This window comes from Francisella sp. AG1, assembly GCF_057683165.1.
Map to the genome: position 1 here is coordinate 485,523 of NZ_CM173135.1, position 12,856 is coordinate 498,378.

Below are 12,856 nucleotides of genomic sequence, written 5' to 3' on the forward strand. Positions count from 1 at the left end.
GTTCCATTTTGATTATTTATAAATAATGAAAAAAATATTACTTATCAAAGAAACTAGGTCAAAAGAAACTAGAGTAGCTTTATTACCTGAAGATATAAAAAATTAAGTACTCAGGGATTTAAAATATACATTGAGTCAGGTGCAGGAGATGGTGCAGGAATAAATGATTCTGAATTTATACAAGCTGGTGGATTTATTAGAGAGTCTAACTTACAATCCCTTTTCAAGGATATTGATATTATTGTAAGAGCTAAACGAGCAGAAAAAACACGCGAATTAGAGGAGCTTAAATATATAGTCCCAGGTACTACTATGATTGGAGCATTAGATCCAAAAGAAAAAAATAGTAATCATCTTGAGCAGTTTCATTTGGCTGGGTTAAGAGTGTACAGCCTAGATTATCTTGACGTTAAAAAAGGAGATGCTTTAAACCTTCTGGAGAAAATGAGCAATTTAACTGGTGAGTTAGCCGTAGAGGATGCAATTAGCAAAATAGATGATGTTAAGAAAGTCGTAATATTAGGTTTTGGTAGTGTGGGAAAGTCAGCTTATAATAAGGTTTGTGAACTTGGTTATGATAATGTAGTAGTTTTTTGTACTCAAGATAAAGATGCTGTACAAATAAGACCTAAGCATAAAGCTCACTTATTAGATAAAAATGTAAAAAATATGAAAAACAACCAGGATGTTATTCAATCTGAGATTTTGGATGCTAATGTGGTTATAGCTTCTGCTAGATCAAGGGATGGTGCACCAATTCTTATTAGTAAAGCTATGTTAAAAAAATTAAAAAATATTGTGATAGTTGATTTGGCTATATCTGATGGTGGAAATATAGAAGGGAGTCAGCATGATAAGGATTTGATTTTTGAAAATAATGTTATAGTTTCTAATATTAGTGGTTATCCAAAGAAAAAGCCATTACAAGCAAGTCAACTTTGGAGCACAAGTTCTAGAATATTTATAGAAAAACTAACTGAAGGTGATGAGGTTGTTGCTAGTAGCTTGATTATGTAATTGTATACCCCTTTGTAGTTAAGGATGAGTTCTTATGCAGTAGTGTTTTCATCATATATATAAAAACATTTTATTCTGAGAATTTCTAGTATATGCTGAAATTAATGTTTAGTTATTTTTTTAAGCTAGTAAGCCATGAAAACAGTTGTATTTGTTCATAATAATTCTTTGAAGTCGTATAAAGAGAAATTTTTAGCAAAAATTAAATCAGATATTGAAACATATAAATATGGCGTTTTAGTCATAGATAATATGTCAGAAGTTGTTGAGATCCTTGAGGAAAACTCAAGAATTTGTTGTATTGTTTTAGATGGATTGAGTTTTAATGTTGAGGCTTTTCATAATATTGCTCATTTAAATAAAAAATTACCTATTTTTGTGGCTTCTGACTATAGTCATAGTATTAAACTAAACCTGAGAGATTTTAATTTAAATATTAATTTTTTACAATATGATGCTCTTGCGGGCGAAGATTCAGATTTTATTCATAATACTATTACTAATTATTTCAATGATATATTACCGCCATTTACTTATGAACTATTTAAGTATTCAAAGTCATTTAACTCAACGTTTTGCACTCCTGGGCATCAGGGTGGATATGGCTTCCAACGTTCTGCCGTTGGAGCATTGTTTTATGATTTCTATGGTGAGAATATATTCAAGACTGATTTATCTATATCTATGAAGGAGCTTGGTAGTTTATTAGATCATTCAGAAGCACATAAAGAAGCTGAAGAATATATATCAAAAGTCTTTAAATCAGAAAGATCTTTAATTATTACTAATGGAACATCAACTGCTAATAAAATAGTAGGTATGTATAGTGTTGCAGATGGTGATACTATCTTGGTTGATAGAAACTGTCATAAATCTATAACACATCTTATGATGATGGTTGACGTTAATCCTATATATCTTAAGCCAACTAGAAATGCTTACGGGATAATAGGTGGTATACCCAAAAAAGAGTTTCAAAGGAAAACGATTCAGGAAAAAATAAATAATAGTAGTCTTGCAGATAAATGGCCTGAGTATACTGTGGTTACAAATTCAACTTATGATGGAATTTTATATAATACCGATACAATACACCGAGAGCTTGAAGTTAAAAAATTACATTTTGATAGTGCATGGATTCCATATGCAATTTTTCACCCTATTTATAAACATAAGTCTGCAATGCAAATTGAGGCAAAACCAGAGCATATAATTTTTGAAACACAGTCGACACATAAATTTTTGGCAGCATTTAGTCAATCATCGATGTTACATATAAAAGGAGACTATAATGAAGAGGTGTTAAATGAATCATTTATGATGCATACATCAACCTCTCCATTCTATCCTTTAGTTGCTAGTACAGAGACAGCTGCGGCAATGATGGAAGGAGAACAAGGATATAATCTCATAGATAAAACCATAAATTTAGCCATAGATTTTAGACGAGAATTAATTAAGCTTAGATCAGAGGCTGATGGTTGGTTTTTTGATATATGGCAACCTGATAACATCTCTAATAAAGAGACTTGGTTATTAAGAAATGCAGATAGTTGGCATGGGTTTAAACATGTAGATGGAGATTTTTTATCGCTTGATCCAGTTAAAATAACGATATTGACTCCTGGTATAAAAGATAATAATGTCGAAGAGTGGGGCATACCTGCTGATGTAGTAGCTAAATTCTTAGATGAACATGATATTGTTGTAGAAAAAACAGGTCCATACTCTTTATTATTTATATTCAGCCTAGGTACAACTAAGGCAAAGTCAGTAAGGCTGATTTCGGTTCTAAATAAATTTAAGCAAATGTATGATGAAAATACCTTGGTGGAAAAAATGTTACCAGCCCTGTATTCAGAAGATCCAAAATTTTATAATGGTAAGAGGATGCAAGAAGTTAGTGAGCAGTTACATAAATACATGCGAGATGCTGATTTGCCAAATTTAATGTACCATGCTTTTAATGTACTACCTGAACAACAGTTAAATCCACATAGAGCATTTCAGAAACTACTTAAAGGAAAAGTTAAAAAAGTTCCTTTGGTAGATTTGTATGAGCATGCTTCCGCAGTCATGATATTACCATATCCACCAGGAATACCAGTTATTTTTCCTGGGGAGAAAATAACGAAAGAATCTAAAATTATATTAGATTTTTTATTGATGTTAGAAAAAATAGGATCAATGCTACCTGGATTTGATACAGATATTCATGGGCCGGAGAGAGCAAAGGATGGTAAATTGTATGTCAAAGTTCTTGACAAAGAATAATTATATTTTTGAGAAAAAATGCTTATAATAAGCCAAAAAAAAATGTATAGTGTTGCTAATTCGAATTAATTTTTCAGGTCGGTAGTTTATGCTTAAAACTCCTTTGTATAGTGCTCATGTTGCAGCTAATGCTAAGATGGTAGATTTTTCAGGTTGGTCTATGCCTATTAATTATGGTTCACAGATTCAAGAACATAATAATGTTAGACAGAATTGTGGTGTCTTTGATGTATCTCATATGTTAGCTGTAGATATTAAGGGCAAAGGAGCTGAAGATTTTTTACGCTATATTTTAGCAAGTGATGTGGCTAAATTAGTGAACAATAAAGCTCAATATGGTTGTATGTTAAATCAAGAGGCTGGGATTATTGATGATTTAATTACTTATAAAATTAATTCAGATCATTTTAGGATAGTTGTGAATGCTGGTAATAGAGAATCTGATGTCGCATGGTTTAGAAAAAATGCAAAAGATTTTCAAGTAGAAATAACTCCTCAAGAGGATCTTGCAATAGTTGCGGTTCAAGGACCTAAAGCAATTCAAGTTATAAAGCATGTTGTTACTCAAGAAATCGCTGAACAGGTAGTGGCATTAAAACCATTTTCATTTAAGTTTTTTAGTCAATGGATGTTTGCTCGTACTGGGTATACTGGTGAAGATGGCTTTGAAATTATGTTACCAGCAGATCAAATAGTAGAATTTTGGAATCATTTATTAGAAAATGGGGCTCAGCCGGCAGGACTTGGGGCTAGAGATACACTCCGTCTAGAGGCAGGGATGCATTTATATGGTTCAGATATGAGTACCTCTACGACACCTTTAGAAAGAGGGCTTAGTTGGAGTGTTGATTTGTCTGATCAGAGTAGAGAGTTTATAGGTAAAAAGCCTTTTTTAGCTAAAAAATCACAAGGTGTAAACACCAAATGGGCAGGTGTAGTTCTAAAGTCAAAAGGTGTGCTTAGAGCTGGACAAGAGATAGATTTTGATAATGGAGAAAAAGGCTATATTACAAGTGGTAGTTTTTCTCCGACATTAAAAATTGCTATAGCTTTAGCATATGTACCTAAGCAAGGTGGTAACCCAACTGTAGATATTAGAGGTAAAAAACTTGATGTTGAGATTATCAAGCCAAAATTTGTAAAAAATGGTGAATCTTTAATTTAGAAAAATATAATAGAATTAAAAAGAAGTTTAAGTTTGTTTAGTCAAGGAGGTATAAAATGTCTAACATCCCTAATGAATTAAAGTATACAAAGTCACATGAATGGATCAAAGTAAATGGTGATGAAGTTACTATAGGTATTACAGAGCACGCACAGTCGTTACTCGGCGATTTAGTATATGTTGAGTTACCAGAGGTTGGTGAAGAACTTTCTGTAGGCGATGATAGCTGTGTTGTTGAGTCAGTAAAAGCAGCTTCTGATGTGTATTGTCCAATAGATGGAGAAGTGATTGAGATTAATGAAGCTTTAGCTGATGATCCTGCTCAGGTAAACCATGCTCCTTATAAGGATGGTTGGTTGTTTAAACTAAAAATTTCAGATGGGACGCAGTTAGCTAATTTGTTGACTGCTGAGGCATATGCAGAAAATATGGAAGACTAAAACTAGTCATATCGAAGTTTAATTCTCAAAGTTTTATCTTTTTATAAAGCTCTATACAAAGGCATGGAGGAAGTATGTCTTTTATTCCACATAAACCAGAACAAATCAAAAAGATGCTTGATACTATAGGGGCATCTTCTGTAGAACAGTTATTTGATGAAATACCTACTAAATTAAGGGCAGATGCTCTAAATATACCAAATGGAATTAATGAAATTCAATTAGCAAATCTTACAAGAAAAAGAGCTAATAAAAACCATCATAATGTAAATTTTATTGGAGCTGGAGCATATAGCCATTATATCCCTGCTGCTATATGGGATATCGTTGCTCGTGGAGAGTTTTATACTGCATATACACCATATCAAGCAGAAGCATCTCAAGGTGGCCTACAGGTTATCTATGAGTTTCAAACTATGATGGCGGAGCTAACAGGCATGGATGTATCAAACGCATCTATGTATGATGGAGCAACTGCATTAGCAGAGTCTGTTCTTATGGCAATTCGCTCAAATAAAAAATCAAAATCGCAGAAAGTTTTAATCGCAGAAGCATTACATCCAACATATTTAAATGTGTTACAAACTATTACGAAGCATCAAGGAATTGAAATTGATGTTGTAACTTTAGAATCTAAGCATGGTAAGACTAATATAGCAAAACTTGATGATTTCTCAGCTACTAAATATGCTGCTGTAGTAGTCCAAAGCCCTAATTTCTTAGGTCAACTTGCTGATGTTGATAGCCTTACAAATTGGGCACATGAGCATGGTGCTTTGGTTGTGGCTGTGTCAAACCCGATGTCTTTAGCGATCCTAAAGTCACCTACAGAATGGGGTGAAAAAGGTGCTGATATAGTGTGTGGCGAAGGCCAACCAATGGGTGTGCCTTTATCTTCTGGAGGCCCATATTTTGGCTTTATGACTTGCAAAATGCCACATGTTCGCCAAATGCCAGGCCGTATAGTTGGTAGAACTGTCGACTTAGATGGTAAAGAAGGTTTTTGTTTAACGCTACAAGCAAGAGAACAACATATTCGTCGTGCTAAAGCTACATCAAATATTTGTACTAATCAGGGATTAATGGTGACAGCAGCAACTATTTATATGAGTTTGCTGGGTGCAGAGGGCCTAGAGCGTGTGGCAAGTATATCTCATGAAAATACTACAATCTTAGCAAGAGAGTTATCTAAATTAGATGGTGTAAGTATTAAATTTAATAAAGCATTTTTTAATGAAGTGGTTATTGACCTACCTGTAGATGCTAAATTTTTTGTAACAGAGATGGAAAAAGAAGGTTTTGATGCAGGATATTTTTTAGGTGACTATAATAGTGACTTAGCAAAATCTATTATGATTTGTGCTACTGAGATTCATACACAAGAAGACCTTGCTGATTATGTTGCTGCAGCAAAACGAGTTTTAGCTAAGATTGGAGGTTAAGAAGTGGTTATTTTTGAAAAAACTAGAGGTGTAAATTCACCAGCTGTGATGCCTAGCAAAAAAGGCAATATATCAAACATTCCAGAAGCTATGCGACGTTCTAAAAAACCGATATTACCAGAGCAGGCAGAGTTGGATGTAGTTAGACATTATACACAGCTTTCACGTAAGAACTTTTGTATTGATACAAATTTTTACCCATTAGGTTCTTGTACTATGAAGTATAATCCTCGTGCAGCACATAAGTATGCTTCGTTACCAGGTTTTCTAGAGAGACATCCGTATGCTAGTAGCCAAAGTGCGCAAGGTACACTTGAGTGTCTGTCTGATTTGCAAGATGTTATTACAGAGCTTACGGGTATGACGGCTGTTTCATTAGCTCCTATGGCAGGTGCACAAGGTGAGTTTGCTGGTGTAGCAATGATTAAAGCCTATCATCATAAGCGTGGTGACTTTGAGCGTAATGAAATTATAGTACCAGATGCTGCTCATGGCACAAATCCAGCTACTGCAAAAGTCTGTGGTTTAAAGGTCATCGAGATCCCAACTAAAAAATGTGGAGATATTGATATCGAAGCACTTGATAAAGTATTAGGTCCAAAGACAGCTGGTATTATGCTTACAAATCCATCTACAGTAGGTGTTTTTGAGCGAAGCATTGCAACTATTGCTAAGAAAGTCCATGAGGCTGGTGGCTTACTTTATTATGATGGTGCAAACTTAAATGCTATTATGGGTAAAGCTCGTCCTGGCGATATGGGTTTTGATGTATTGCATATGAATCTTCACAAAACTTTTGCGACCCCTCATGGTGGAGGTGGACCTGGTGCAGGACCGGTAGCTGTAAATGATAAGTTAAAAGAATTTTTGCCAGTACCAATGGTTGGTAAAAAAGACGATAAATTTGTATGGTTAGAAGAGCAAGATGTACCAAATACTATTGGTAGGTTATCTACATTTAATGGCAATATTGGTGTATTAATTAGAGCATATATTTATGGTGCGATGTTGGGTGGTAATGGTTTGACAGAAGCATCAGAGATAGCTACCTTAAATGCTAACTATATGATGGCTCGTCTACAAGAAGAAGGTTTTACAATAGCATACCCTGATAGAAGAGCATCACATGAGTTTATTGTAACTTTGAAACCTGAGTTGCAAAATTATGGTGTTACAGCTACAGATTTTGCTAAGTGTTTGATAGATAGGGGAGTTCATGCTCCTACTATGTACTTCCCACTTTTAGTGCCAGAATGTTTACTAATAGAGCCAACGGAAACCGAAAATGTAGATAGTATGGAACAATTTATCCAAGCAATGGTAGAAATTAGAAATATTGCGAAAGAAAATCCAGAATATTTAAAAGGTGCTCCATATAGCCTGCCATCGCGTCGTTTAGATGATGTAAAGGCGGCAAAAGAACTTGATATCGTTTGGTCACCTAATTGATTCTCTATAAAAATATATTTTTGCTATAGTCTGTTTTTTTAATCCTTTATACTTATAAAATTAGAATTAAATAACATCGTGTTTATTGATTATGATATTATTTTTTTATGATATAAATATATCTATAAAATAGGGATTAAATGATAGTTGATCTTATAAAAAAAATAAGTATAGCGGTATTAATTTTGATACCTATTAAACAGATTTTTGGCTATGCGCACACAAACTTAATGCTTGAGAATAACTGTAGTGCAGATGCTATATTTACTATTACTAATTCAAAGGGTGGGATTGTTTTAAAAAAGGCATTAAGACCTCATCAGTACTACACAACTAAAGCATTATTGAATGATAATTTTTTGCTTTCAACAACATCAAATTATGATATAAAATTTAAATCTAAAAATTCATCAGGTTCAGTTAAATATGAACTATCTAATGCTTTTTTTTACTTTGGTGAAAAGGGAGCTAATAGAGCAATGTTTAAGGATGCTATTGGAAATATCGAAGTAAACCATAAATTACATAATAATAATTATAAATATTATTGGACTAATTATTCTGTTAATGTTGAGACTTTGTTAAAAGGAAATCTGATTATACCAAGTTTTACTGTTTCAGCATGTCATAAGGAAATAAATTTATTTGATAGTTTATTGTTCGGAGTAAAGAAAATACTGATATAGTTAATCCGATAGTTATTTGACAATAATGTTATAATATTTAGAAAAAATGTCATCATATAGCCAAGATTTCAGAGATATCGTAATAACTAAATATAAAGAAGGCCTAACAGACAAAGAGCTAAGTAATTTTTTTAATATAGATATCCGTACTACTAGATCTTGGATAAACTTATACGAGACAACTGGTGATTATAAATCTAAGCAAGGCTTGGGTTGCGGTAGAGTAGCAACCTTTACAGATAAGGAAGCGATAGAAAGCTACTTAAGAACATATCCAGATGCAATGGCTTTAGATATTAGAGAAGCATTAGCTCCTGAAATACCTAGAAGCACATTTTATGATTGTCTTACCAGACTTGGTTTTAGTTTTAAAAAAAGACACCTAAATATAAGCAAAGAAAAGAACAAGATAGGCAAAGTTTTATAGAGGTTGTTGAGACTATTGAACCTAACAAACTTGTATATTTAGATGAAATGGGTATGGATAATAAACAGTCTGTACTAAGAGGATGGTCTCTTGTTGGTAAACCTAGCTATGGTGAAGTTATTGCTTATCAAACTCAGAGAAAAAGTATAGTTGCTGGTTATAACTATTTAGAAAAGAAGATTATAGCACCGCTAGAGTATACTGGATATACAGATACTATACCTTCCTGCTTATTCTCCTGATTTAAATCCTATAGAAAAAATTTGGGCCAATTTTAAAAGAATTTTAAGAAAAGTAAATAATTCTTTTGATAATTTATCTGATGCTATTACTCACGTCTTTAGCACAATATTATCAGATTAACTATAACAAATTTGTTAGCTAATTAAATATAAGTATATTATATGCATAATATAAATTTTAAATAATTTTTTTTGAAAAAAGTTATGCTGTAGAATTGTTGTTATTGCTATGTATAGGAGTAATATTGTACATGGCATTAAGTTATTTGTTAACAAATAATAAATATATGGTTTAACTACTATACTGATTTTATTATTTCTAATCTAGCTTGAGATAATAAACATTAGTTTTTTGTTAAAAAAAATAATTAAATTAGAAAAAGAGGAATAAACATGGGTGAGTATAGTGATATATATAGACAAACTAAACTTAAAAAAACTCTAGAAAAATCAATTAAAGACATAGCCTCAGAAATCAAAAAGCTTGATGATAGGTTGAAACTAGTTCAGCAAGATTTTAAGGTGGCAATTAGTTCTGGGGCAAACCGTAATCTTCAAAATCGTACTTATGTTTCTACTGTTTTAAAAATAGCGGCTGCACCTATGTGTTTTATACCTGTCGTTGGTCCAATAACAGGTGCAGGAGTAGCTGCTTTAGCTAGTTTCATACAAAAAGGATTTTTTAATGAAGAGGGTCTAGGTAGTATAATTACAAACATTAGTAGGGTTGGGCTTAATCATGCTAGCGGTATATATAATGATGCTCCTATTCAGGCTATTATTGGTGGTGGAGAAAACAATAAAGGTAAGCCATTAAACTCTTATCAAGCTGCATCTGCAGAGAGATTTGTTTTTTTATATGGAAATGCGATAGAGAGGAGTATGAGACTGGCAGATGGACTTGCGATTGGTAAGTTTAAAGTAGCTATTGATATGAGTAATAAGTTTGATATAGAGTTATTGGTTAAAAATTATCAGGAATTTATTCAGATATCTGTAAAAAAGACAGTTGAGAAGATGAATGCTGAGGCGAATAAGAACTTATATTTACCATTATTGTTTTGGAAAATCAGTGATAGCCTTGAGGTCGCAGGTCAGGGTTCTTTACTTTTAGAATCTTTAGATCTAAGAGAGACTACTTCTGAGTATAAAGATTGGGTGCCTGTTGGCATAGCCAAGAAGCTTTTAAGTGGTCGATCAATCCGTGGTAAAATTATGAATGAACTTAGTAAAACCAGAGGCAGTAAACTTAAAGCTTTAGCTAAAAAAAGATTTGATGGAATTGGTAATTATAGAAATATTTTTGGAATTGATCAAAATTCTGGTGAGGAAGAGACTAAGAGTTTAGATAGGATGATCACTCCCATATATTTAGAGAAATTACATCTATGTGCATATCGTTCACGTTATAGTGAGTCGCTTAAGTCAACTACAGATACTAATTTTTTAACTATGATCGAGCATTATGAGTCACAAAGCCCAGGAGATAAGTTTTTTAATGAGTTATTTTATGGTGGTAGACACGATAGATTTAAAACGGTATATGATTGTGTTTCATCTGGAGGAGGTTTTACTAAAAAGTCGATTCATAGTCATAGCCAGTTTAGACGTAGAGTTATATATTCTTGGTATTGTTTTCATAAGATTCTCAAAGCTCATTTAGGCACGTATATTTTATCATCTTTACCGACTCTGGGTATAAATCTATATCTTGATCGTAGAGTAATGTTTGCTTTGATAGATGCTGTAACAACAGCACAGTGGGCAACAACTAGAGCTTATGAAGTTATTGGTAGTAATAATATAAAATCCCATGATTTGAAAACATTTGAAATTACGATAGAACAGCTGTTGAAACTACCATATATTGGAGATTATTTTGATCCAGAAAATATTATTTATAATAAATTAATAGCAGTTGGTGGAAATGAAATTAATGAATCAATAAGGATACAACTATTGAATAGTTATAATAATTTACTTGATCAACAGACAAATCTTGTGGATTTAAATGTAGAGAATTTAATGCCGCGACAAACATCAAATAATATTGGATTGTTTGATGTTAATTATGTTGGGGTTTTTATTGAGTCAATATATTTAGATCTAAGAACTAAGTTAGATGATGAACAAGCGTTTGTTTTAAGCTCTAATATTGTTGAACCACAACTTAGAAGTTTTAGAGAAGCACAAGCTGCTACTGTAAATTACTCTAAAGATTTTTCATCACGTTATGATAAAATTCAAGATATAGGGACTAATGCTGCAGCAATAAAAAATAAGTATCTCAATCTAATATATCAAGGTAATGTTCCGCAGCAACTTCAACCAAATATATATACAGAGTTTAGTAATAATTTGGCAAATACACATATGGGAGCATTAGTTAGTGCCCAAAATCCTGATCAGTTTAATCAGCTTGAGTTTAATCGTTCGATAACTAGAACGTTAAAGAGTATAGCGAAGGTTATTGCAAAAATTAGAAATAATGATATTGAAAATCTTGATAATGAAGTTTTTAAGAAATTACAATTAAAGCAATATTTACATGATGAAATAAAAGCTAGAAGAATGCCATATCATGACGATGATTTATCAGATGATGAATATTCTGATGTGGGATAAAATTACTATAACTTCCAGGCTTTAACAATATCTTCTTCAGTAATTTTTATTTTAGGATTTAGATTATTAAAATAAAGCCTGTATTGTTTGATAAGTTGAGCAGTATACATATCTTTGCCAGAAATATAAAAAATATTATTTTTATTACAGTATTCTAGCAGGTAATTTTTATTATTATCTTTCTCTGGCATAGCATGGCAAAATACTGCTTTTGTATCTTTGAGTAAATATATAAATTGGGTGTTTTGTTCTAGGTTTGCTGATGATGAGATTGGAGTTGCATCAACTACAAGGTCATAAGGACCTTCAAAGTGAGGGATATTTTCAATATTTAAATCTTTTCTTTTTTGCACTACTTTAGTTGGGTTTCTACCGACTATAGTTACTTTTATACCTAAATCTTGGAGAACTTTAAATGCTACGCCAGAGACTCCACCATTACCGTAGATTACAGCTGTTTTTATAGTTTGAGAAGATTTTCTGATGCCATTTGTCAAAGCAGTATATAGGCCATGACAATCGGTATTATAGCCATAGAGTTTGCCATTTTTATTTATAATAGTGTTTACCGCTTGTGTTTGCTTAGCAAGTGGCTCAACATAGTCAAGATATGCTATAACTTTGGATTTTAAACCATTATGAGCTGTGACAGTACCACCATTCACAAAAGGAGCTTTGATCGCATCCGTATAGGTTTTGGCTGCTATTTCACCTGCAAATGTGAAATAGCATAGATTAAGCTCAAGTTTTTGAATTGCGCCATTATGCCTAGCTATAGATGAGCTACTCCCAGAAGTTGAGAGGATAAATTTAGTATGAGTATCTACGGGTAACTTAAACATAAGTGTGATGTATATATGTGTACATTTAGTTGAGTCTATAAGAATTATTTTTAATATACAAGGGTCTACATGTCAGTTAAATTGTATATAATTATCCATGTTGATGCTAATTATCACCGCTGACAATTAAGAGCCTATGTAGTGAAGAGGACTCTGTTTTTTGACTGTTTTGGATGAGAATTAGTTTTTATAGATATTGTTTGTAGAGGCTGTTAAATAAATCTATAGATGATAATATTGTAGCTAG

At 32.5% G+C, this 12,856-nt stretch carries 8 protein-coding genes and 2 pseudogenes; 9 read left to right on the top strand and 1 reads right to left on the bottom strand.

The window, feature by feature from the left end; translation table 11 throughout:
- Positions 1-108: 108 nt before the first annotated feature.
- The 9 genes and pseudogenes from ACR0PV_RS02445 to ACR0PV_RS02485 all read left to right on the top strand — a co-directional run.
- Positions 109-1,017: pseudogene (locus ACR0PV_RS02445) on the top strand (Rossmann-fold NAD(P)-binding domain-containing protein); the annotation flags it as partial.
- Positions 1,018-1,152: 135 nt separating this feature from the next.
- A complete protein-coding gene (gene ldcC / locus ACR0PV_RS02450) occupies positions 1,153-3,291 on the top strand; it encodes a lysine decarboxylase LdcC (RefSeq protein ID WP_488173433.1) in 2,139 nt (712 codons plus the stop codon).
- An 88-nt stretch (positions 3,292-3,379) separates the two neighbouring features.
- A complete protein-coding gene (gene gcvT / locus ACR0PV_RS02455) occupies positions 3,380-4,456 on the top strand; it encodes a glycine cleavage system aminomethyltransferase GcvT (RefSeq protein ID WP_488173434.1) in 1,077 nt (358 codons plus the stop codon).
- A gap of 56 nt (positions 4,457-4,512) precedes the next feature.
- Positions 4,513-4,896 carry a glycine cleavage system protein GcvH gene (gene gcvH, locus ACR0PV_RS02460; RefSeq protein WP_488173435.1) on the top strand — a complete coding sequence of 128 codons (384 nt, stop codon included), beginning with the start codon at positions 4,513-4,515 and terminating at the stop codon, positions 4,894-4,896.
- A gap of 74 nt (positions 4,897-4,970) precedes the next feature.
- Positions 4,971-6,338: an aminomethyl-transferring glycine dehydrogenase subunit GcvPA gene (gcvPA, locus tag ACR0PV_RS02465; RefSeq protein WP_488173436.1), complete on the top strand. Its 1,368-nt coding sequence runs from the start codon at positions 4,971-4,973 to the stop codon at positions 6,336-6,338.
- 3 nt (positions 6,339-6,341) lie between these two features.
- On the top strand, positions 6,342-7,787 hold the full coding sequence (gene gcvPB, locus ACR0PV_RS02470; RefSeq protein ID WP_488173437.1) for an aminomethyl-transferring glycine dehydrogenase subunit GcvPB: 1,446 nt from the start codon (positions 6,342-6,344) through the stop codon (positions 7,785-7,787).
- Between the two features lie 140 nt (positions 7,788-7,927).
- The gene (locus tag ACR0PV_RS02475) at positions 7,928-8,473 is read left to right on the top strand and encodes a hypothetical protein (protein WP_488173438.1); all 546 of its coding nucleotides are present in this window, start codon (positions 7,928-7,930) and stop codon (positions 8,471-8,473) included.
- A gap of 46 nt (positions 8,474-8,519) precedes the next feature.
- Positions 8,520-9,263, top strand: a pseudogene (locus ACR0PV_RS02480) (transposase).
- Between the two features lie 272 nt (positions 9,264-9,535).
- Positions 9,536-11,767 carry a hypothetical protein gene (locus ACR0PV_RS02485; protein WP_488173439.1) on the top strand — a complete coding sequence of 744 codons (2,232 nt, stop codon included), beginning with the start codon at positions 9,536-9,538 and terminating at the stop codon, positions 11,765-11,767.
- 5 nt (positions 11,768-11,772) lie between these two features.
- Here ACR0PV_RS02485 and ACR0PV_RS02490 read toward each other — a convergent pair whose 3' ends face one another.
- The gene (locus ACR0PV_RS02490) at positions 11,773-12,609 is read right to left on the bottom strand and encodes a shikimate dehydrogenase family protein (RefSeq protein WP_488173440.1); all 837 of its coding nucleotides are present in this window, start codon (positions 12,607-12,609) and stop codon (positions 11,773-11,775) included.
- Positions 12,610-12,856: the final 247 nt, after the last annotated feature.

Bases quoted from the DNA above. Each gene is read 5' to 3' on its own strand.
- gcvT (WP_488173434.1), top strand. From the start codon at position 3,380: ATGCTTAAAACTCCTTTGTATAGTGCTCATGTTGCAGCTAATGCTAAG.
- gcvH (WP_488173435.1), top strand. From the start codon at position 4,513: ATGTCTAACATCCCTAATGAATTAAAGTATACAAAGTCACATGAATGG.
- gcvPA (WP_488173436.1), top strand. From the start codon at position 4,971: ATGTCTTTTATTCCACATAAACCAGAACAAATCAAAAAGATGCTTGAT.
- ACR0PV_RS02490 (WP_488173440.1), bottom strand. From the start codon at position 12,609: ATGTTTAAGTTACCCGTAGATACTCATACTAAATTTATCCTCTCAACT.
- ACR0PV_RS02475 (WP_488173438.1), top strand. From the start codon at position 7,928: ATGATAGTTGATCTTATAAAAAAAATAAGTATAGCGGTATTAATTTTG.
- ldcC (WP_488173433.1), top strand. From the start codon at position 1,153: ATGAAAACAGTTGTATTTGTTCATAATAATTCTTTGAAGTCGTATAAA.
- ACR0PV_RS02485 (WP_488173439.1), top strand. From the start codon at position 9,536: ATGGGTGAGTATAGTGATATATATAGACAAACTAAACTTAAAAAAACT.